A 22,031-nucleotide genomic window follows, 5' to 3' on the forward strand; every position below is an offset into this window, starting at 1 on the left:
CGCTGGCAGGCGGGGCGCGGGCTCGCAACGGCTCGGTCGGAGTTGCTCGCGTCGCGTGATTCCGTTCGCTTCGAGGATCGGCACGAGATCGACGCCGCGCTGGGCGGATACGCCTGGATCGAGGGCGACGCCGAGCGCTCGCTCGCTGCCTATGACTCCGTGCTCGTCTATCAGTCCGACAGTCCCGCGGGGCTGCATGGGCGTGCCAGCGCGCTCGCGCTGGCCGGTCGCGCCGAGGAGGCGTTCAAGACGTACGAAGAGGCGGTCCGAGTTCGCACCGGCGTCGCGGAGCTGCGCTGCGACTACGCTCGCGACTTGCTGTGGGCGGGCCGGACCGCGTCCGCGGTGCGGCAGCTCGATGAGGCGAGGCTGCTGGACGTCGAGCAGCCGACGGCCGAAGCGTTGCGCGGCTGGGCGGCGCTCGAGAGCGGCGAGCTCGAGGCCGCAAGACGGCACGCGAAGCAGGCGCTCACCTGGGGACCCTGGTGCGATCTGGCCCTCATCGTCCTCGGTGGGATCGAACAGCGGAGCGGAAACCCTGCCGCGGCCGATCGCGAGTGGGCATCCGTTCGCGCGCGCATCGCCGCCCGCGCCACCCCCGAATACGTCTACCGTCCGAAGCTCGCGACCTGGGAACAGATTCACAGCCTGCCGGCGGTCGAGCGCCGGCTGTTGGAGCGATTCGCTTCCCGCCAGGAGCCCCGGTCGCACCGCTGAAGGGAAGACTCGATCTCACGGTGTCGTTCGGACGCCGACGCGAGTGACGGTTCTTCGGCAGGATTCGCGCAATGGAGCGTGTAACCCCCGCTCTGACCCGAACCTTCGGAGACTCCCATGGCACTCACCCCGCTCGCCGCATCCGATTGCCCACCTGATCGTTATCTCCCAAACTTCATCCGACGCGTTGGGCTGGCGGCCTGTGGCGTGCTGCTCGGGGCCATGGTGCTCGCACCCCGATCCGCTCATGCCCAGGTGATCGACTCGACGCTCTGGGTCGCGAACGACCTGTTGACCGCCGTGGTTCAGACCGGCGAAACCATTTACATCGGAGGCCAGTTCACTTTCATCTACCCGCTGACGGGAGGCGGGGCCGCGCTCGATCTCACGCGTGGAATTCCGAACTCGCCGTTTCCGCGGGTGGTCGGAACCGTCTACACCTCGGTTCCCGACGGTGCCGGCGGCTGGTTCATCGGTGGAAACTTCAGCTCGGTCGGCAGCGTTCCGAGGACGCACCTCGCGCACGTGCTCGCCAATGGCACCGTCGCGGCCTGGAATCCCGCCGCGAACAATGAGGTTTACGCACTGGCGGTGAACGGGTCCACGGTCCTCGCAGGAGGAACTTTCACGTTCGTCGGTGGCCAGACTCGCAATCGCATCGCCGCGATCGACGCCGCGACGGGGCTCGCGACCGCGTGGAATCCGAACGCGAACAACTTCGTCTATGCCCTCGCCGTGAGTGGCAGCTCGGTGTACGCCGCAGGATCCTTCACGCTGATCAGCGGACTGACCCGCAACGGAATCGCCGAACTCGACGTGTCGAGCGGCTCTGCTTCGGTCTGGAACCCGAACTCGGTCGGAATCGTCCGTTCTCTGGCGATTCACGGACCGCTGGTCTACGTCGGGGGTGCCTTCTCGAACATCGGGGGGCAGGTCCGTACTCGTATTGCGGCCCTCGATCGCACGACGGGCGCCGCGACCGGCTGGAATCCGGTCGCCAACAACGTCGTGTATTCGCTGGTCGTCGACGGAAGCACGGTGTACGCCGGCGGCGCGTTCAGCAACATCGGCGGCCAGGTCCGTAGCCGCATCGCAGCGCTCGACTCGACCACCGGCCTCGCGAACACCTGGAATCCGAACTCGAACAGCACGGTCTACGTGATGCTCAAGACCGGTTCGACCCTGCGGGTGGGCGGGGAGTTCACGAACATTGGAGCGCAGGTTCGCAATCGTCTGGCCGAGATCGATCTGTCGACCGGGGCGTCGACTCTGTGGCACCCGAATGCGAACGACTTCGTGTACACGCTGGCGTTGAACGGCTCCACGCTCTACGCCGGCGGCGGCTTCACCTACATCGGCGGACTGACGCGCAATCGCATCGCAGCGTTCGATGCTCAGACCGGCACACCGACCGAGTGGAATCCGAACTCCAACAACCAGGTCAGCGACATCGTCGTGAGCGGGAGCACGGTTTACGCCGGCGGACTCTTCACGAGCATCGGCGGCCAGGTGCGCAATCGCATCGCAGCACTGGATCCGGTGACCGGACTCGCGACAGCGTGGAATCCGAACGCGAACAACTCGATCACTGCATTGCTGCTCAACGGCCCGACCCTCTATGCGAGCGGGGTGTTCACGAGCATCGGTGGCCAGCCGCGCAATCGCATCGCGGCGCTCGACGTCTACACCGGGTCCGCCACCACGTGGAATCCGAACGCGAACGGCGAAGTGGCTTGCATGTCACGCAGCGGCACGACGCTGTACGTCGGTGGCGCCTTCGGAATCATCGGAGGACAGACCCGCACGCGACTCGCGGCGCTCGACCTTGGCACCGGGCTTGCGAGCGCGTGGGATCCGAATGCCAACAGCACCGTGTATGGGCTCGAATCCAGCGGCGCCCTGGTCTACGCGTCGGGACTCTTCACGACCGTCGCCGGCCAGACACGCAATCGCATCGCAGCGATCGACGCGTCGACCGGACTCCCGACCAGCTGGGACCCGAATGCGAACGGCGCGGTCTATGACCTGGCCGTCAATGGCTCCGACGTCTACGCCGGGGGGGCCTTCACCTTCATCGGCGGCCAGACGCGCAATCGCCTCGCGAAGCTCGAGCCCTCGGGTCTCGCGACGTTCGGGTGGGACGCGGGTGCCAACAACGTGATCTACGACCTCTCGTTCACGAATCAGCGACTCTACGTAGGCGGTGCTTTCGGCACGATCGGATCCCGTCCTCAGGGTGGTGTGGCCTGGATCGCAGCGCCCACGACGGTCGACGCACCGATCCTGACGCCTCGATCGACGTTCGCGCTCACCTGCGCACCCAATCCGGCGCACGCGACGAGTGCGCTTCGATTCGCCCTTCCGGCGGCCGGACGCGTGACGCTGGCGCTCTTCGATCCGGCGGGCCGTCGGGTCGCGACGCTCAAGCACGACGAGTGGCTCACCGCGGGGCCTCACGAAGTGACGCTCCGGGCGGCGACCCTGAATGCCGGCGTCTACTTCGCTCGACTCGAGTACGGAATCCAGCAGGCCACTCAGAAGCTGATGATCATTCGATAGGCGGGGGCCGCTCCCCGCGAGGCGTGGCCGGTGGACACCGTGGGGGGGAGTGGGCGCCATGGCCCACTCAGCGGTGGACGCCGGCCGCCTCGCTGCCCGTCCGTTCGACGAACTCGTTGTACGAGCCGCCGTACGCGAATGGGGGTTGCGCGGCTTCGCCCGCCCCGTCGCCGGGTCGCAGCTCCAGCACTCGATTGCTCAGGCCGCGCAGGAAAGTGCGGTCATGGCTCACGAACAACATGGTGCCTTCGAAGTTCTCGAGCGAGGCCACCAGCATCTCCTTGGTTTCGAGATCCAGATGATTGGTCGGCTCGTCGAGGACGAGGAAGTTCGGCGGGTCGAACAGCATGCGCGCCAGCACCAGTCGAGACTTTTCGCCACCCGACAGCACGCGGATCGGCTTGTCGACGTCGCCGCCCGAAAACTGAAACGCGCCGAGCAGATTGCGCATGGTGCCCTGATTCTCGAGCGGGAAGTCCCTCTGGATCTGCTCGAACACCGAGAGTTCGGGATCCAGCAGTTCGAGCGATTGCTGGGCGAAATAACCGACCTTCAGAGAGGCCCCGAGCTTTACGGATCCCGCGTCGGGAGCGATCGTACCGGCGACCAGTTTGAGCAGCGTGGTCTTGCCCGCGCCGTTGCGTCCCATCACGCACCAGCGCTCGGTTCGCCGGATACTGAAATCGAATCCGTCGTAGATCACGCGCTCCCCGTACGCCTTGCGCACTCCCTTGATCTCGAGCACTTCCTCACCGGAGCGCGGCGGCGGTGACTTGAAGCGAAACTCCACGATCTTGCGCTGGCGGGGGAGTTCGACCATTTCGATCTTCTCGAGCTTCTTGACGCGACTCTGCACCTGCGCCGCCTTGGCGGCATGAGCGGCGAATCGTTCGATGAAGCGCCGCTCTTTGGCGAGCATCGCCTGCTGGCGCGCGTGTGCCGCCTCGCGATTCGCGGTCGCGATGGTTCGCTGGCGCACGTAGAAATCGTAGTCGCCGGTGTAGCTCGTGAACTCGCCGCCGTCGATCTCGATCACCCGGCTGACGATGCGATTCATGAAGTCCTTGTCGTGGCAGGTCATCAGCACGGCGCCGGGGTAGTCGCGGATGAAGGCCTCGAGCCATAGGATCGACTCGATGTCGAGATGGTTGGTGGGCTCGTCCATCAGCAACACGTCGGGCCGTCCGAGCAGGATTCGCGCGAGGCCCACACGCATCTTCCAGCCTCCCGAGAGCGCACCCACGTCACCGTCCACCTGCGGATCGTCGAATCCGAGGCCGTGCAGCACTTCGCGCGCGCGCGACTCCAGGTCGTAGCCACCGCCGCGTTCGTACTCTTCCTGCGCGTGGCCATAGCGTTCGAGGATGCGGTCCATGTCGCCCGCTCGTTCGGGATCCGCCATCGCCGCCTCGAGCGCCTTCAACTCGTGATGCAGATCGCCCAGCGATCCGCTGCTCGCGATGGTCTCGTCCAGCACCCAGCGGCCGGACATCTCGCCGATGTCCTGGCGGTAGTAGCCGACGCTGGTGCGCTTCGGGGTCGAGACCTCGCCCTCGTCGGGGATCTCCTCACCGACGATCATGCGGAACACCGTCGTCTTGCCGGCGCCGTTGGGCCCGACGAGGCCCGCCTTCTCGCCCGGATTGAGCTGGAACGAGGTCTCGACGAACAAGATCTGGCGACCGTACTGCTTGCTGACGTTTTGAAAGGCGATCATGGGTCGCGCACCTTACACGCTCCGGGATGAGATTCGAATCTCCGCCGGTGTAGGGTTACGGCACGATTCGCACTCGATCGAAGGGGAGGTACGCATGTCCAGCACCCGTGCCGCGACGATTCGAGAAGCCGCGCGACCACTCTCGGCCGCGGACTTTCCGGGCACGATCCGCTCGCACTTCCCCTACTGGGACGTGCAGTTCAGGCCCTTCCTGCTCGACGTGGTCACGGCGCTCCCCGTCGGGCAATTCGACTTCAAGCCGCTCCCCGTGATGATGACGGCGCGCCAGCTGGTGCTGCACCTCGCCGAAACCGAACGCTGGTGGGTCTCGCATATCGTGGACGGCGAGAGCTATGAGGACTTCGTCGTCCCGGCGCCGCAAGCCTCCGAGGGAGGCGTGGCCACGATCGAAGCACCGGACACTGCGGCGCTCCTCGCGATTCTCGCGCGCTGGCACGTCCCGACACAGCGCTGGCTCGAGCAGCCGGTTGGCGAGCTTGCCCGCACCATCACCCATCGCCCGGCAGGCGAGGCGGAGCGACGCTACTCGCTTCACTACATTCTTCAGCGCGTGCAGGAGCACGAGATCCATCACCGTGCTCAGCTCGTATCCTACCTGCGACTCATGGGCGTCGAGCCTCCGCCCGTGTTCTGAAGAGTCTTCGGGGGGCGGAGGCTTCGTGCCGAAACGCGCGTCAGGCCGCGGGGATCTTGAGCTTCTGCCCCGGATGAATCAGGTCGGGATTCTTGATCACGTCGCGGTTCGCCTCGTAAATCTTCTTCCACTGATTGGCGTCCTGGTAGTAGTGCTTCGCAATCTTCGACAGGCTCTCGCCGGCCTCCACCACATGGACCTGTTCCGGATTCGGAATCATGCGGGCGGTGGATTCGACGCCGCTGACGACACCGGAAAAATCCGGCTTCTTCTCATTCGACTGAGTCATGAAGACTTCCTTTCGGTTGGGAGACGTTCCCCCGCGAGGCTCGAGGCGCAGGACCGCCTCAGCGAACGGTGTATCGAACCAGCACTCCTTCGACGAACACGACTTCAAACGTCCCTTCGCGATTCGAGTACACGCAGGTCGTGCGTTTGAGGCCATCGACTTCGGAGGATTCGAGTCGCTCCGGGCGGCCGAGCATCCGCTCGACCTGCGCGATCGTCATACCCTTTCGCAGCGACCCCACGCCATCCGAGCCCGCAGCCGGCTCCGCGGAATCGGACTCCGTCATTTCCGAGTCGCCAAATCTCACCCAACGAGCGAGCGCCGTCCGCAGGGCGTCCGGAGTGAGCGCCGCCTCGGGCACGCCGTTCGGGTAGCGCAGGTTGAATCGTGAGCCCCCGCTCAGCCGCTTCTCGGCGATCAGGGCACGCTGCATCTCGGCCGCGCCGGCGACGCGAGCGCGATTCGCGGCGTCCTCGCGATGTCGCCCTTTGCGGAGGTCGTCGAGTTCTCGCTGCATCTCGCGCTTCCGCTCGGCATTGGGCTCTCCGCGAATCCACCCCTCGAGATCGCGCTCTCGCTTCGTCTTCTCGGCGCTCTCGACGTCCACGTTCGGAGAGTTCTCGTCGAACAGTGTGCCGTAACCGCCGCCGGCGAGCTGGAACTCGATGAACTTCGGATTGACCTTGACCTTCGTCACCATCACCGAGCTTCCGCTGCGAAGCGCGACGCCGAATTGCTTGAGGCGATGAGAGTAGTCGCCCAGATCGAGCGGTTGCGGTTCGCCGACACTCACATCGACTCCGCCCGAGGTCGCGGGCATATCGAGTTTCAACGTCACCTGGCTGCCTTCGAAGGCAGACTTGAGTCGCGACTCGCCGAGCTTGAGCACCGTGCGATCGAGTTCTGCGAGCCCGGGCGCGGCGTGCAGCAGCAGGCTGACGGCGAACGCGGTGACGATCGTACTTCGCATGCGACCTCCGTGGTTCTCGTGGATGCGCTCCAGGAGCGCAGCATGTCCCAACCGCGGCGCAAGGTCTACTTTTCCCTTTACGGTGATCGTCGCGGCGATTAGCTTTCGCGCCGCCGACAGGAGGAGGACCCTCGATGGATTCACGACCGGCCGAAGGAGGGACAAATGGGCAGGATCCGATGGACGACCCGGGTGGGAGCGACCGCCGTCGTGGTCGCCGCGCTGGCGGCGATCTCATGTTCCGGACTTCCGAAGGAACCGCATGCGATGTCACCCGCCGAGAAGCTCGCGTGGGGCGAGAAGCTGTCGCGCACTTCGGGTTGCGTCGACTGCCACACGCCTGGCGCATTGTACGGCGCCGCGGATTCGACGCGACTCCTGTCGGGCAGCGAACTGGGGTGGCAAGGGCCGTGGGGGTCACGTACTCGCGCAATCTCACACCGGATGTCGAGACCGGAATCGGAAGCTGGACTGAAGAGGACATCGTGCGCGCCATTCGAACCGGGCAGCGTCCCGATAAATCTCCGATCCTGCCGCCCATGCCGTGGCCGCAATTCGCATTCCTGTCCGACGACGATGCCTACGCGTTGGCCGCCTACCTCAAGAGCATTCCCGCGGTGCACCACGTCTCGCCCGAGCGCCTCCTGGACGCGGCGGATGCAACCGGACCACGCTTGATCTTCCCACCGCCGCCGGCCTGGGACGTCCAGCACCTGCCTCCGCCGGACAGCGGCGCATCCGCAGCGGGATCGCACTGATCCCATGATCCCGGTTGCCACCGCGCTGGTGCTGAGCTGCGTCGCGGCGTCCGCCGCGAGCGCCGCAACGAACGCGAAGGTCCTCCAGTCGGTGGACCGCATCGCGAACCGATACCTCTCCACGACTCCGCTGGTGGGGTTCGGCGTGATCGTGATTCGCGACGGGGTCGTCGTGCATGAGGCAGGGTACGGCGCGGCACGATTGGCACCGAGAGTTCCGGCGACCGCCGCGACGCGCTTCGACGACTTCTGAATCACACCAGCGGGACGCCCGACCACGAGATCGACGAGCGCGAGACGGATCCACGCTTCCTCGTCGCACCGACGCGCCAGGACTTGTTGGCCTGGATCGCGACGAATCACCGCATCGCTCCCCCGGGAAGAACCTGGAGCTACACGAGCGACGGCTTCATCGCCGCCGCGCTGGTCGCCGAACAGGTCACCGGGTCCAGCTACGGCGATCTGATCCGGCGCGAACTCGCGGAGCCTCTTGGACTCGATCACTTCGGATTCGAGCTCGAGCCTCGCGCGCAGGCCTACATGAACCATGACGGCCGACCGGTGCCCGTTCCTGCAATCCCGTATGCCTGGTTCAGCGGTGCGGGATCGACCTGCGGCACGCTCGGAGATCTCGCGCAATGGTGGATGGTGCTGCGCGGTGGTCGGGTGCTCAACGCGGCGTCGCTCGCCGCCCTGATGACGCCCGTGACGCTACGAGCCGAGGGCGCGACGGCGGAGTTCCCCTACGGGCTCGGCATTCGACTGGGTCGCTAAGGTGGACACCGGATGATCGGGCACACCGGGGATGGCGGGGGCACGCCTCACGTGATCGAGACCGAAGCCGCGATCGCGCGCGCTCTGCTCGGCATCACGTACGGAGGTGTACTTTCTCGGCGAGTCCGGTCGGGCGCAGTGGTTCGCCTATCGAAAGCATGGCTACACGATGGATCTTGCCGTCCGGTCGGCGGACACCTGCCCGTGACTTCCGTCGCAAAAGGGTTTGTTGCGCGAGTGACCGCACCGACAAAGTGACGTGATCTCGCCCTCGAGCCGTACGCGGCCATCGGCGCTCTCCACCACCAGCGGCCCCGTCAGGACGTAGGGACCCGCCTCCGACACGGAGATGCGCAGCCCGGCATCATTCGCAGCTTCGCCTGCCTTGACCCCGCCCTCGAAGACCTCGCCGCCGTCGATGAATCGAATCTCGCGGTGGTTGTTGTCGCAGAAGGGTGCGTTGCGTGACGCTCCGCACCGACACAGTGCCACGCGAGTGTCGCGCAGAAGTGTCCCGCCGTCGGCGTCGATCAGTTCGATGGCGCCGCGCACGTGCAGCGGGCCATTGCGGGATACCCGCACGTTGTTGACACGGTCCGGTACTTCCGCCGCTCCGCCGTCGCGTCGTTCGAAGTGCAGCGCGCCCGTCGGGCAGCGAGCGACCACTTCCGCGATCGAGTCGGCGTCGGCATGGTCAGGTTCGATCCACGGCTTGCGTCCCGGATCGAAGACCTGCGGCAGGTGGTAGACGCACTCGGCAGCGTGGATGCATCGCCGTGCGTCGAATCGCACGATGATCGCGTCGCTGCTGAAGGTCTTGCCGCGTTCTTTCATGCAATCCTCCTGCCCGGACGTCAGCTCGGAAGCGAGAAGTGGAAGGTGGTGCCCCGTTCCAACTTGGATTCCGCCCACACCCGGCCGCCGTGGCGCGTCACGATGAATGGGACGAGGGAGAGGCCGATCCCGGTGTCGAGGATCGTGTGCAACGAAGGGTGGTCGCGATTGCCGCCCTCTATCAGCGCGGCGGCGGCGAGAGTCGACACGGCGAGGGCTGCGGCGGGCGAACGCGACCGCGTGGGACCAGTCTGGTCAGCGTCCATGCGGTCCTCCGATCGCTCCGTGTGCGGCAGGGGCCCCAGAAGGGGAGAGCGACAACGCGCAGGCTAGCACGAGTCCGCAGGGCCCGCGAATTGCCGGGCTCGACGTTGACGTTCATTTCGCCGGGCGCGAGGATGGCCTTGGCGCTCGAACGGGCGCTGGAGGCGATCATGAATTCGAGGTCGGACCCGAGCGAGGTTTCATGGCGGTGAAGTTTCGCGACTACTACGAGGTGCTCGGCGTCGCGCGTACCGCAACGCCCGAGGAGATCAAGCGCGCGTTTCGGCGCATCGCGCGTGAACAGCATCCGGACCTCAAGCCGCCTGAGGAGCGGGCGCAAGCAGCCGAAGCGTTCAAATTGATCAATGAAGCCCACGAAGTGTTGAAGGACCCGGCGAAGCGATCGCGCTACGACGCGCTGGGTTCGAATTGGAAGAACGGTCAGGAGTACGCGCCACCCGATGGAGCCGCGTGGCGGACAGGGGATTCCTCCGATTGGGCCGATGTCGGCGATTTCAGTGACTTTTTCGCGGCCGTCTTCGGCGCATCCAACGGCCGCGTTCGCTCCGGACGCCCCGGACGCGCTGCGCGCGGGCCGCGAAAGGGGGCCGACGTCGAGGCGGAACTCGTACTGGGAGTCGAGGATCTGTTCAGCGGCGGTAAGCGACGACTCTCGATCGAAGGTGGCCACAGCCTCGATGTCGAGATTCCGGCCGGCGTGCGCGACGGAACGTCGATTCGCCTGGCGGGCCAGGGATCACCGGGAAGCGGAGGCGGCCCGCCAGGTGACCTGTTCCTTCGGGTGCGGATTCGACCGCACGATCGCTTCCGAGTGAACGGAGACGACGTGGAGCTCGACCTGACGCTGGCGCCCTGGCAGGGGGCCCTCGGTGACGAGGTGCGGTTGCAGACTCCGGATGGCGCGGTCGCCCTCAAGATTCCGGAGGGGACCTCGAGCGGACGCCGACTGCGACTGAGGGAGCGCGGACTGCCTCGCAGCGGCGGAACTCGCGGTGATCTCTACGTGGTGGTTCGACTGGCCGTGTCGGAGCGACTCTCGGCATCCGAGCGCGAAGCCTACGAGTCGCTGCGGCGCGCCGCACGCGCGCCCGAATCGTCGGACGACGCAACGAGCTGATCGCTCGCTCGTACCCGCAAAGCGCACGCTCGACTGAAATCCCCAGCGCTCGCCCCGGCCCGCTGGCCCCAGTCGGGGTGCGGGCCGTTTCATCCCCGCGCGACTCGCCCCTGGCTGCTCCACCGACTCGAGACTCACACTCACTCTCGCGCTGCGAGAGGCACGAGGCATTCATGCTCTCCGTTGCATCCCGTAGGCCGCTCTCATTCGTCGCGACATTGATCGCCACGGCGCTGATGGTCCCGCAGCCATCCCGGGCGGCGGCGCCTCAGCCCGGGCCGCCCCTGAAGATCAGTCGGGCCACGGGTCCCATCGCGATCGACGGAGATTTATCAGACGCCGGCTGGCAGGGAATCGAGGTCGTGAACACCTGGTACGAGACGCGAGTCGGGGACAGTGTCGAACCTCAGGTCAAGAACGAAGGCTGGCTGGCCTACGACGACAAGTATTTCTACGCCGGCTTTCGATTCGAGGATCCGCACCCCGAACTGATTCGCGCACCGCTTGCCGACCACGACCAGCTCTCGGGCTCGACTGACTACGGCGGCGTGCTTCTCGACAGTCGCAACGACGGCAAGACCGCGATCCTGTTCCTGGCGAATGCCAACGGGTTGCTGTACGACGCGGTTACGAACGACGCCTCCGGCGAGGACAGCTCGCCCGACTACTACTGGGAGTCGGCCGGAAAGATCACCGCCACCGGCTGGAATCTCGAGCTGCGGATTCCGTTTTCATCGCTGCGCTACGACCGTTCTGCCGAGCCCACATGGGGCATTCTGCTGTACCGGAACTATCCGAGAGATCGCCACTATCAATTCTTCTCGGCCCGTCTGCCGCGAGACGTCAGCTGCTTCATCTGCAACGAGAGCAAACTCACCGGGCTTGCAAATCTTCCACACGGTTCGCATCTGGTGGTCGCGCCGTACGCTTCGGCGCAGCGCCTCGATGCGCCGACCGCGGATCTCGGCTCTCCACTCGCCGAGGGTGACGTCGACTCGGAGTTCGGGATCGATGTGAAGTGGAGCCCGCTCGCCAACCTCGCGATCGATGCAACGATCAACCCCGACTTTTCGCAGGTCGAGGCGGATGCCGCGCAGATCGGGGCGAACGAGCGCTTCGCCTTGTTCTATCCCGAGAAGCGGTCGTTCTTCCTCGAGGGCATCGACCTCTTTTCGACACCCTTCCAGGCTGTCTACACGCGTAGCGTCACGTCACCGAGCGCAGGCCTGCGGGCGACCGGACAGCTCGGCAGGACGGCCTTCACGGCGCTGGCGACCCGCGACCGGGGCGATGGACTCGTGATCCTTCCCGGGCCCGAGGGCTCGGACGCGGCGGAGCAGGACTTCGAGTCCGACGTGGGCGTGATCCGACTGCGACATGATCTCGGCGCATCGTTCGTGAGCGCGCTCGCGACCGGACGTGTCATCGAGGGCGGCGGGCACAATGCGGTGTTTGGCCCCGATTTCAACTGGCGACCACGTCCCACCGACGCCATTGCGGGCCAGGCACTCTGGAGCAGCAGCGAGACGCCGAATCGCACCGATCTGGCGAGTCAGTGGGATGGACGATCACTCTCCGACCGTGCGCTGCTGCTGAGATGGTCGCACAACACTCCGAAGGTCGACTGGTTCCTCCAGGGCCAGGACCTCGGTCCTGACTTCCGTGCCGACGAAGGGTTCATGCCCCAGGTCGGGTATCGCGAGGGGTACTTCGAGGCCGGCTATACGGTGCGACCCGCGAAGGCGTTCTTCAATCGCATTCGCATGTTCACCATCGACTGGTACGACGAAGACTACGACGGCAGCGTCCTGTCGAAACGGCTCTCGATCGGCGCGGGCATGGACGGCAAGCTCAGCAGCTTCGTTCGCGTCGAGCTCAATCACGACGAATTCAAGGTGGGCGATGAGACGCTGTCGCGCTTCCGTCCCTACGTCACGATTCAGGCCAGTCCGGGGCGGGTGCTGAATTCAGTCTCGGTCGAGGCTTTCGTCGGCGAGGAAATCGACTTCGCAAACGGGAGGGAAGCCAACGGTACGACGCTGATCGGCAGCATGACGGTTCGCCCCACCGATCACCTTGCGATGAGCGCAAGCGCGAGTGCCCGCTGGCTGAACGTCGACGACGCATCACTCGGCTCGGGCCGGCTGTTCCTCGCGCAGGTCGAACGCCTGCGCGCGTCTTATCAATTCAACTCACGCTCGTTCGTGCGACTCATCGGTCAATACGTCCAGACCACGCGTGACCCCTCGCTGTACACCTTCACGGTCGACTCCAAGGAAGCGGACTTCAGCCTCTCGGGCCTCTTCGCGTACAAGCTCAACTGGCAGACCGTGTTCTATTTGGGCTATGGAGACGAACGCGCCTTCGCGGCCTTCACGGATCGCCTCGAACCCAGCGCACGGCAGGCCTTTGCCAAGGTTTCGTACGCCTTGCAAAGGTAGGACCTGACGCATGCAACGCAGGCGTATCCTCCGCCTCCTTGGAACTCGTGAGGAGTTCCGAATCGAAGGAGGCACTGACATGCTCAATCAATCGAAGCAGCTCACGCATGCGCTGCTCCGCATCGTCACCGGAGTGTTGTTCGCCTGCCACGGTGGGCAGAAGCTGTTCGGCTGGTTTGGTGGATTCGGGGGCGTCCCGGGTAACACCGTCGAGTTCATGACCCTGATGGGTTTCGCTGGAATCCTCGAACTGTTCGGGGGACTGGCCCTGTTGGTTGGCGGACTGACCCGCCCGGTGGCGCTCCTTCTGTCGGGAGAGATGGCGGTCGCGTACTTCATGGCGCATCAGCGTGAAGGACTACTGCCGATTCAGAATCACGGCGAACTCGCGGTCCTCTACTGCTTCCTGTTCCTGTACTTCGCAGCCCATGGTGCGGGAGCGCTGAGCGTGGATCGCGTGCTCAAGGGACACAGCGTGGCGGAGCTGTTCGAGGCACCTCACGAGGGCGCGGTTCCGCGCCCCGCAGAGCGTCGAGCGCGCTGAGCGGCGGTTCGAACTGTTCGGGCCCCGCACCGCTCGGCTAAGGTGCGGGGCTCATGCACGATCCGAACGAATTTCTCCGCACGCTGGCGCTCGTTCTCGGCGTCGCGGCCGTCACCACCATCCTGTTCCAGCGCCTGCGTCAGCCGGTGGTGTTCGGATACATGCTGGCGGGCCTGATCGTCGGGCCGCACGTTCCAATCCCGCTGGTGGCAAACGAGCCGGTCATTCACACGCTGTCCGAACTGGGCGTGATCCTGCTCATGTTCACGCTCGGGCTCGAGTTCAGCCTGCGCCGTCTGCTGCGGGCCGGATGGCCGGTCGTGATCGTCGCGGTGCTGCAGTCGAGCTTCATGATGTGGCTCGGCTACGTCGCCGCCCGGCTGTTCGGGTGGGGGGCACTCGAGAGCGCATTCGCCGGCGCCGCCGTCGCAATTTCCAGCACCACCATCATCGTGAAGGCGTTCGCCGAACAGGGACTCCGTGGCCGGGTCAGCGAACTGGTGTTCGGAATCCTCATCATCGAGGACCTGATCGCGATCCTGCTGCTCGCCCTGCTGACACCCGCGAGCTCCGGGGAGACCGCGTCGGCCGGCCCGCTCGGCATGACGATCCTCCGGCTGGTCGCGTTCCTCGCGATCTCGCTCGCGGTCGGAATGCTCACCGTGCCTCGATTGATCCGACTGGTGGTGCGCCTCGAGCGTCCGGAGACGACCCTGGTCGCATGCATCGGGGTGTGCTTCGGTGCGGCGCTGCTCGCTCGATCGATCGGCTATTCGGTCGCGCTCGGCGCGTTCCTCGCAGGATCGCTGGTCGCCGAGTCGGGCGAGGGCCAGCGTGTGGAACGACTGGTCGAGCCGGTCCGGGACATGTTCGCGGCCATGTTCTTCGTCTCGGTCGGCATGCTGATCGATCCTCGACTGGTGATGCAGCACTGGGCCCCCGTGGTGGCGTTCACGGGCATCGTGCTGGTCGGCAAGGTCGTGGCCGTTTCAATGAGCGCCTTTCTGACCGGAGCCGGCACCCGAACCTCGGTGCAAGCCGGCATGAGCCTCGCCCAGATCGGTGAGTTCTCGTTCATCATCGCAGGCGTCGGGCTCGCCAGCGGCGCGACTTCGACCACGTTGTACCCGATCATGGTTGCGGTGTCGGCGCTCACCACGCTCACGACGCCGTGGCTGATCGGCGCCGCCCCGGCAGCCGCGGCGCTCATCGACCGCAACCTGCCCCGACCACTCCAGACCTTCGTAGCACTCTACGGGTCGTGGATCGAGGCGCTGCGCGCGCGCCCCGAGACCACGGCCGAGCGCGATCAGCTGCACCGCGCACTTCGAGTCCTCCTGATCGACGCCTTCGTGATCGCGGCGCTGGCGATCGGAGGCAGCATGGCCGCGAGCCAGCTCGGTCCGGCGATCGTCGAGCGAAGCGGCCTCACGCTGAGTCGTGCGCACACGGCGGTCATCGTCGCGGCAATCCTGCTGACCGTCCCGTTCTTCGTCGGAATTCTGCGCACCGGTCGCACCCTCGGCACGCTGATGGCGCGTCGATCGTTTCCAGATCCGGAGCCCGGCAAACTGGATCTCGCCGCCGCACCACGACGAGCATTCGTTTCCACTGTCCAGGTTGCGACGGTGCTGATGGTGGGCGCCCCGGTCGCAGCGCTCGTGCAGCCATTCATGCCGCCACTGATCGGACTCTCGCTGCTCGGCATCGCACTGGTCGTCCTCGCGGTCACGGTGTGGCGTACGGCGTCCGATCTTCAGGGGCATGTGCGCGCTGCCGCCGAAGCGATCGTGACGGCACTCGGCCGCCAGTCGCGTGAGGACGAGGCGACCGAGGGGGAGCGTGCGCTCAAGAGTGCTTACAAGCTGCTTCCGGGCCTCGGCGAACCGGTCCCCGTCCGACTCGATGCGGCTTCGCCCGGAGTGGGCCTGCGCCTGTCGCAACTCGGATTGCGCGGCCGCACCGGCGCTACGATCCTCGCGATTTCGCGGGGCGAGGACGTCGTGCTGGTACCGGATGGGCACGAAGTGCTGAAGGCCGGCGACGTCCTCGCGCTGGCGGGAACGCAGTCGGCGATCGAGACCGCGCGCGAGCTGCTGCTGACTCATGAGTGAAGCGGGCGGCAGGGCAGACCGACAACTCTCCTGACATGAGAGTCCTGCTCGCGGCATTCGGAACCCGAGGCGACGTGCAACCGCTTCTCGCGCTCGGAATCCGACTTCGAGCGAGCGGTCACCAGGTCGAACTCGGCGCCGCGCCCGGTTTCGCAGACTGGGTGCGCCATCACGGGCTGTCGTTTATCCCATTGGGATGCGACATCCAGGCCTGGGCCCGAGCGCACGGCGACGTCGCGCAACCCTCGCTCGCCACACTGCGCTCCGCAATCGACTACCTGCGCGCGGATGCCGATCAATCGTTCGACGAGCTGCTGACTGCCGCGCCCGGCGCCGACCTGCTGGTGACGGGGTTGCACGCGGCGGCCCCATCCGTCGCGGAAGCGCTGCGCATTCCGCATCGCACGGTTCTATTCTGCCCTCAGATCATTCCTTCGGGACTGCATCCGCCACCGGGATGGCAGCACCGGTCGCCGGGAGCGGTCTTCAATCGCGGACTCTGGTGGGTGGCGTCCCTTGGATTCGATCGGCTCTTTCGCAGCACGATCGATCGCAAGCGTCGGGAGTGCGGACTGGGTCCGGCGGCTGAGCTGACACGCTATGTGCTCGGCGATGCACCGATTCTCGCGTCCGACGCGGCGCTCGGGGGAATTCCTCGCGACGCTTTCCTCCAAGTCGCACAAACTGGCTCGCTGAGGCTCGAGGAGCGCGACGCACTCGAACCCGAGCTCGAACGGTTTCTCGAGGCCGGCGATCCACCGGTGTGTATCGGTTTCGGAAGCATGCCGGACCACCAGCCCGCGCGAACGACGCAACTCGTCGTCGCGGCCCTCGCGGCCTCCGGACGTCGGGGCATCATCGTATCCGGGTGGGCGGAACTGGGCGGGATGCCACTTCCGGATCATGTGATCGCCGTGCGATCGGCGCCCCACGCGGCGCTGCTTCCGCGCGTGGCTCTCGCGGTGCATCACGGTGGCGCGGGCACCACTGCCGCAGTCGCAAGGGCCGGAGTTCCTCACGTGGTGGTGCCGCACCTCGCCGACCAGTTCTACTGGGGCCAGCAAGTGCATGCGCGCGGCCTCGGGAGTCGACCGATCCCTCGCACCCGACTCTCGGCTCCGGGGCTCGCCGCGGCGATCCAGTTCGTCTTCGCGCGCCCCTCGATCGTGACGCGTGCCCGAGCGATCGGCGTGGAACTTCGAAGCACGGACGCTGCGTCCGAAGTCGTTCGGCTGCTCGAGCACGGCGTGTCCCGCCACCCGGTGACCGCCGCCGCCTGATCCTCGCCCGGATCGATTCGGCCCCGGTGTCTGGGCTACCATGGCGCCACATGAGTGAATCCGCCGATGCTTCGAACCTCAGCGCGGCCGACCGGACCCGTGCCCTGCAGGGGATTCCGGCGGAGGTCATCCAGGCCATCCGCAGCCACGCCGAGCGATTCCCGCCTCATATCCAGGACCGTGGCCGCGCCTATCTGACCGAGCGGCGAGTGGGATCTCTCGAGATCACCGACCGTCGAATCGGTGCGCGGGTGCGAGGGTCGTCGCCCTATCAGACCGCGTGGGCGATCGACGGCGCGGCAGTTCACCCCTCGTGCAGCTGCCCGGCCGGGCCGATCTGCAAGCACGCGTTCGCGCTGGCGCTCGCGATCGACGACGAACGTGGCCGGGTCGATCTCGCCAAGGACTTCGCGCACTGGGCGCGGCGCCACGCGGAGATGCCGGCGCGCACCCTGCGGGCCGTGATCGGGCTCACTCCCGCAGGCCCCGAAAGCGCGGACGTATGGCTCGAGGTGCGGCTCACGACTCCGCGCGTCATCGACGCACCGCGTACCGCGCGGCAGATCGTGCATCTCGAATCGGAACTTCGCGGCGATCCGATGCTGCTCTCGCCGCCTCACGCACGACTCCTGCGAGTCCTGGCGCGAACCGTTCCCCTTGCCGACGGGCATGCAATCGGCACTCGATTCGTGGTCGAGGCGAGTGCTCTCAATCGGATGCTCGATGGGTTCTCCGATTCGGCGCTCGTGACGTGGGAACGGGGAACGACCGCGCCACCCGATGCGCGTGGCGGCGTCGTTCCGGGAAGCCGGCTGCGTCTGGGCGACAGCGCCATCGACATCGTTCCGGTTTCATCGAATCAGGGCAACGACATGAGCATCGCGCTCGCCGGACGCTGGCCGGACGGGAGTCTTCGACGTCTCGAGGAATTGGTCTACCTGCCCTCGGACGACGAACTCAATCCAAGCCTCGTGCTCGCCGACGGGGCGTTCTGGCGGGTGAGCGAGGAGCCCCCACCGCATCTGATGCGACGCCTCGCGCAGAGTGGGCATCTGCCGGTGCCGGAGACCGGACGCGGGCGCTTTCTCGAGCTGCTGGCGACCAGTTTCACCAGCGTCGCCGAGGCACTCGCTCCGCACATGCGCATCCATCCCGCGCGGCCACTCGTCACCCTGGATCTCGACGCGGACGACTGGCTGCAGGTGCGCCTGTTCGCGCACACGGGCGAAGCGACCTGGCGCCCGGGCTCGGAAGCGTCCGGGGTGATCGCATTCGAGCTCGATGCGGATCAGCAGTGGGCACGCCTCGACGCGGTCGCGCCCGAATCGGCCGGCGCAGTCGAGGAGCCCTCGACGGTCTGGGTCGAGATGCCGGATCCCGCGCCACTAGAGGCGGCCCGGCACTGGCTGAGTCTGCTCCCGGTCGGACCGCGAGATCGCCGCGACGTGGAGACCGAGGGGACTCCGATCCGGCTGCGCAATCGTGGACTGTGGATGCGACTCGGCGGGCGCAATCTGAATGCGTTCGCCGACGCGTGGGACCGGCGCCCGCTCGATCTCGACTTTCTCGGTAATGAACGTATGCAGAGTCTGATCGTCGAAGGGCGCACGATTCGTCCGCAGGTGCGGGTGGTTGCGAGCGGAGTGGACTGGTTCACCGTTTCCGCCGAGTGGCAGGCCGAAGGACTCGCGCTCACCGACGAGGACCTGAAGAAACTTCGCACGGCTCGCACGCGATTCGTGAAACTCGGTTCCGGCTGGGTGAGACGCGAGTGGGTCGAGAACTACGACGAAGCGGCCGCGATGCTCGCCGACCTCGGACTCGAGGCCGGAGCCGGCGAGCAGCGACTGACGCTGGCCCAGCTCGCCCAGGCGCGGCCCGAGAGCCTGGCGGCGCTCAGTGCGATCGGCGGCGACCCCGAGACGGTTCGTGAGATCGAGCGACTGCGCGAGCGCGTCCGCGCATTCGAGGGCTTGCCGAAAGTCCCGGTTCCGCGGCGACTCAAGGCGATTCTGCGCCCGTATCAGCAGGAAGGCTTCGAGTTCCTCGCCTACGTCACCGGGCTCGGCCTCGGCGCAATCCTCGCGGACGATATGGGACTCGGCAAGACCGTTCAGGCGCTGGCCTGGATCGAATGGCTGCGCGAAAACGATCCCGACGGCGGGCCGGTGCTGGTGGTGTGTCCAGCTTCGGTGGTTCACAACTGGCAACGCGAGTCGGAGCGCTTCACTCCACATCTGCGCGTGCTGTCGCTCACCAGCGGGGAAGAGCGTCACACCCTGCGGCGTGAAGTGCCGAATCACGATCTCGTGATTACGAACTATGCGCTGCTGCGGCGCGACCTCGATCACTGGCGATCTATTCCTCTGCGCGCTGCGGTGCTCGACGAAGCCCAGAACATCAAGAATCCGAATGCGGCCGTGAGCCGTGCGGTGCTGGAACTCGACACCACACGGCGGCTGGCCCTCACCGGAACGCCGATCGAAAATCGAGCGCTCGACCTGTGGAGCATCATGCAGTTCGTGAACCCCGGCTATCTGGGTCGTCGGGCGGCGTTCGTGGCTCGCTACGACCGCCACGACGCTCCGACTCACGCTCGGCGATTGCTCGCCGCCCGACTCCGGCCGGTCATGGTCCGCAGATTGAAAGAACAGGTGGCTCCCGACCTGCCGGATCGCATCGAGGAGCGCCGCGAGTGCGAACTGACGCCCGGACAGCGCAAGCTCTACCTGGCGGAGCTGCTACGCGGCCGCGCCACCGTCGAGCGGCTCAAGTCGACGGCGGATGGACTCCATCGCAACAAACTCGAGGTGCTCGCGGCGATCACTCGATTGCGTCAGGTGTGTTGTCACCCGGCGCTGGTCGGAGGACGCGAGAGTCTCGGCTCCGGCAAGTTCGATGCACTCTTCGAAATTCTCGAGCCGCTGATGGAAGAGGGTCGCAAGGTCCTGGTGTTCTCGCAATTCGTGGAGTGCCTCAAGCTGCTCGCCGCCCAGATGAAGCGGCGCGGCATGGTGTATCACATGCTCACGGGTGCAACGACGAAGCGCGAGCACGTGGTTCAGGCGTTCGAGTCCGACCCGCTTCCGTGCGTGTTCCTGATTTCGCTCAAGGCGGGAGGAACCGGCCTCAATCTCACCGCCGCCAGCTACGTCGTGCTGTTCGATCCGTGGTGGAACCCGGCGGTCGAAGCGCAGGCGATCGACCGTGCGCACCGGATCGGCCAGACGCGCACCGTGATCGCCTATCGCATGCTCGCGGCCGGTACGATCGAAGAAAAGATCTGGGAGCTGCAGCAGCGCAAGGCGGTGCTGGTCGCCGAGGTGCTGGGTGAGGACGGCTTTGCGCGCACCCTCACTTCCGAGGATCTCGACTACTTGCTGGGATAGGACTGCCACCAGGACTGCGCGTCCGCACTCGTCCAGGGTGCGTCGTCGAGCGACCTCGACAGCTCATGGCTCAGAGCGTCGGCGTCCCGGGGCCGAGCGGCGGGATCCTTCGAGAGGCACGCCATGATCACCGACTCCAGTCGTGGCGGAATCGACTGTGCTGCCTTGAGCGACAAGCGGGGCGGCGACTCCTGAGCGTGCAGTCGAAGCAGCTCGCCCCCCGAGTCTGCCTCGAACGGCTTCACACCGGCCAGCAACCAGTAGGCGACGCAACCCAGCGCGTACAGATCCGTGGCCGGGCTCGTTTGCAGGCCGAATACCTGCTCCGGCGCCATGTAGCCGGGCGTTCCGACCGCGATGCCGGGCGTCGTGAGCCCTTGATCCGGTTGCGGAACGGTCGGCTTGGTGAGCCCGAAGTCGAGAACCTTGAGGAAGTCCACATCGCGGCCGTAGCGGCACAGGAACAGGTTCGCGGGCTTGATGTCACGATGTGTGAGCGCTTGTGCGTGCGCCTCGCCCAGCGAGTGACAGGCCTGCTGAAGCCAGTGGACCGCGCGGCGCGGTTCCACCGGACCGTAGCGATAGACGAAGTGCTGAAGCGTGAGACCGTCCAGCAGTTCCATGGCGTAGTAGAGCGCGCCATCACCACTCACGCCGAAGTCGAACAGCTCAACGGTGTGGGGGGAGCGCAGTCCGGCCGTGACCTGTGCTTCGCGCGTGAATCGTGAGACCGCGGACTCCCGCTGCTCCTGTGCGCCCTGGAGGCGTTCGGGAAGAATCAGTTTCACCGCGGCGGGGCGCGCCAGCAGGAGGTGCCGCGCCTTCCAGACTTCTCCCATGCCGCCCTCTCCGAGCCGCTCGAGCAGCTCGTAGCTGCCCACCGTCTGAGCCGCCGCGATCTGGCGTCCGGCTCGATAAACGGTGCGCGAGGCGCTCGACGCGATGGCGACTGCGATCGAGCCCGTCAGCAGAGACGCCCAGTATTCCGATGCATGGACGACGACCCGACCGCCGAAGGCGAGGAACGCGAGTCCGATCGGCATGGTCGCCGCGCACAGGATCGAGATCATCAACGCCCGCCGCGGTGGGACGGGCACCAGCAAAGCGAACAGGATGAGGATGGGAACGACCCAGGTGAGCGACTGCGCGTGTCCCGTCCGCTCGAAGGATGCCCACGGGACCGCGATCGAAATCACCGTCGACAGAATCCACTCCGCCGAAAGGGCCGCGAACAGCACCCCGCGATCGGAAACCGCGCGCAGGCTCGCGATCGCGAGGAGGCTCGAGCAGATGCCGACGCCGAGCACGTCGTGGGTCAGGTCGATGCGGTGCTCGAGCGCGTTCGACGCGACGACGCCACTCGCTTCGAAGATCAGGAACGCCGTGTATGCCATGGCCCCGAGCGCCGCCGCGACACGCACCCGGTGGCGTGATTCCCGAATCATCTCGCCGGGAAGCTCCTGACGGGCGGTCTCATTGGGCCGCAGCGCAGCGAGCAATCGTGCGGGGATCAGTCTTGCCATGCGTCGGGCCTCGAGTCTGGGGCGTATACTTCGGCTCCCCCGAACGAATTAGAGTCTGCTGCGCC

Annotated in this window: 18 protein-coding genes; 12 read left to right on the forward strand and 6 right to left on the reverse strand. The window is 66.2% G+C overall.

The annotated features are described in order from the left end of the window. Together HOP12_06810 and HOP12_06815 are read left to right on the forward strand one after the other, a co-directional pair. A partial coding sequence (locus HOP12_06810; GenBank protein NOT33864.1) for a hypothetical protein occupies positions 1 to 717 on the forward strand: 717 nt, incomplete at its 5' end. Between the two features lie 117 nt (positions 718 to 834). Continuing rightward, complete coding sequence (locus tag HOP12_06815; GenBank protein NOT33865.1) at positions 835 to 3,276, forward strand: T9SS type A sorting domain-containing protein; 2,442 nt, start codon at positions 835 to 837, stop codon at positions 3,274 to 3,276. A gap of 67 nt (positions 3,277 to 3,343) precedes the next feature. Here the strand turns inward: HOP12_06815 and HOP12_06820 are convergent, their stop codons facing one another. Next, entirely contained in the window at positions 3,344 to 4,993 is a 1,650-nt protein-coding gene (locus tag HOP12_06820) for an ABC-F family ATP-binding cassette domain-containing protein (GenBank protein ID NOT33866.1), read from the reverse strand. A 94-nt stretch (positions 4,994 to 5,087) separates the two neighbouring features. Here HOP12_06820 and HOP12_06825 point away from each other — a divergent pair, with 94 nt between their 5' ends. Continuing rightward, a complete protein-coding gene (locus HOP12_06825) occupies positions 5,088 to 5,648 on the forward strand; it encodes a DUF664 domain-containing protein (protein ID NOT33867.1) in 561 nt (186 codons plus the stop codon). 40 nt (positions 5,649 to 5,688) lie between these two features. Here HOP12_06825 and HOP12_06830 read toward each other — a convergent pair whose 3' ends face one another. Both HOP12_06830 and HOP12_06835 read right to left on the reverse strand, forming a co-directional pair. Further along, complete coding sequence (locus tag HOP12_06830; protein NOT33868.1) at positions 5,689 to 5,937, reverse strand: LysM peptidoglycan-binding domain-containing protein; 249 nt, start codon at positions 5,935 to 5,937, stop codon at positions 5,689 to 5,691. 58 nt (positions 5,938 to 5,995) lie between these two features. After that, positions 5,996 to 6,907: a hypothetical protein gene (locus HOP12_06835; GenBank protein NOT33869.1), complete on the reverse strand. Its 912-nt coding sequence runs from the start codon at positions 6,905 to 6,907 to the stop codon at positions 5,996 to 5,998. Between the two features lie 410 nt (positions 6,908 to 7,317). Here HOP12_06835 and HOP12_06840 point away from each other — a divergent pair, with 410 nt between their 5' ends. From HOP12_06840 to HOP12_06850, 3 genes are read left to right on the forward strand one after another with little or no spacing between them, the layout of a single operon-like run. Next, entirely contained in the window at positions 7,318 to 7,665 is a 348-nt protein-coding gene (locus HOP12_06840; GenBank protein ID NOT33870.1) for a hypothetical protein, read from the forward strand. Between the two features lie 4 nt (positions 7,666 to 7,669). Further along, on the forward strand, positions 7,670 to 7,918 hold the full coding sequence (locus HOP12_06845; GenBank protein ID NOT33871.1) for a hypothetical protein: 249 nt from the start codon (positions 7,670 to 7,672) through the stop codon (positions 7,916 to 7,918). After that, on the forward strand, positions 7,867 to 8,439 hold the full coding sequence (locus tag HOP12_06850; GenBank protein NOT33872.1) for a serine hydrolase: 573 nt from the start codon (positions 7,867 to 7,869) through the stop codon (positions 8,437 to 8,439). Before HOP12_06845 ends, HOP12_06850 begins: the two co-directional genes overlap by 52 nt. A gap of 162 nt (positions 8,440 to 8,601) precedes the next feature. Here the strand turns inward: HOP12_06850 and HOP12_06855 are convergent, their stop codons facing one another. Continuing rightward, a complete protein-coding gene (locus HOP12_06855; GenBank protein ID NOT33873.1) occupies positions 8,602 to 9,273 on the reverse strand; it encodes a hypothetical protein in 672 nt (223 codons plus the stop codon). Positions 9,274 to 9,293: 20 nt separating this feature from the next. Further along, complete coding sequence (locus HOP12_06860; GenBank protein NOT33874.1) at positions 9,294 to 9,539, reverse strand: hypothetical protein; 246 nt, start codon at positions 9,537 to 9,539, stop codon at positions 9,294 to 9,296. A gap of 200 nt (positions 9,540 to 9,739) precedes the next feature. Between HOP12_06860 and HOP12_06865 the strand changes: the two genes are divergently transcribed. The 6 genes from HOP12_06865 (at position 9,740) to HOP12_06890 (ending at position 20,443) form a co-directional block, all read left to right on the forward strand. Next, positions 9,740 to 10,675 carry a J domain-containing protein gene (locus HOP12_06865; GenBank protein NOT33875.1) on the forward strand — a complete coding sequence of 312 codons (936 nt, stop codon included), beginning with the start codon at positions 9,740 to 9,742 and terminating at the stop codon, positions 10,673 to 10,675. Between the two features lie 362 nt (positions 10,676 to 11,037). Beyond that, positions 11,038 to 13,116 (forward strand): carbohydrate binding family 9 domain-containing protein, encoded by a 2,079-nt coding sequence (locus tag HOP12_06870; protein ID NOT33876.1) that lies wholly within the window; start codon positions 11,038 to 11,040, stop codon positions 13,114 to 13,116. Positions 13,117 to 13,195: 79 nt separating this feature from the next. Continuing rightward, positions 13,196 to 13,660, forward strand: coding sequence for a DoxX family protein (locus HOP12_06875; protein ID NOT33877.1), 465 nt, complete (start codon positions 13,196 to 13,198; stop codon positions 13,658 to 13,660). A 53-nt stretch (positions 13,661 to 13,713) separates the two neighbouring features. After that, entirely contained in the window at positions 13,714 to 15,774 is a 2,061-nt protein-coding gene (locus HOP12_06880; GenBank protein NOT33878.1) for a potassium transporter, read from the forward strand. A 74-nt stretch (positions 15,775 to 15,848) separates the two neighbouring features. Continuing rightward, positions 15,849 to 17,054, forward strand: coding sequence for a glycosyltransferase family 1 protein (locus HOP12_06885; protein ID NOT33879.1), 1,206 nt, complete (start codon positions 15,849 to 15,851; stop codon positions 17,052 to 17,054). A gap of 50 nt (positions 17,055 to 17,104) precedes the next feature. Beyond that, the gene (locus HOP12_06890; GenBank protein NOT33880.1) at positions 17,105 to 20,443 is read left to right on the forward strand and encodes a DEAD/DEAH box helicase; all 3,339 of its coding nucleotides are present in this window, start codon (positions 17,105 to 17,107) and stop codon (positions 20,441 to 20,443) included. Here the strand turns inward: HOP12_06890 and HOP12_06895 are convergent. Continuing rightward, the gene (locus tag HOP12_06895) at positions 20,428 to 21,966 is read right to left on the reverse strand and encodes a serine/threonine protein kinase (GenBank protein ID NOT33881.1); all 1,539 of its coding nucleotides are present in this window, start codon (positions 21,964 to 21,966) and stop codon (positions 20,428 to 20,430) included. The genes HOP12_06890 and HOP12_06895 overlap by 16 nt on opposite strands. Between the last annotated feature and the right edge of the window lie 65 nt (positions 21,967 to 22,031).

The organism is Candidatus Eisenbacteria bacterium, from assembly GCA_013140805.1.
GTDB lineage: Bacteria > Eisenbacteria > RBG-16-71-46 > RBG-16-71-46 > RBG-16-71-46 > JABFRW01.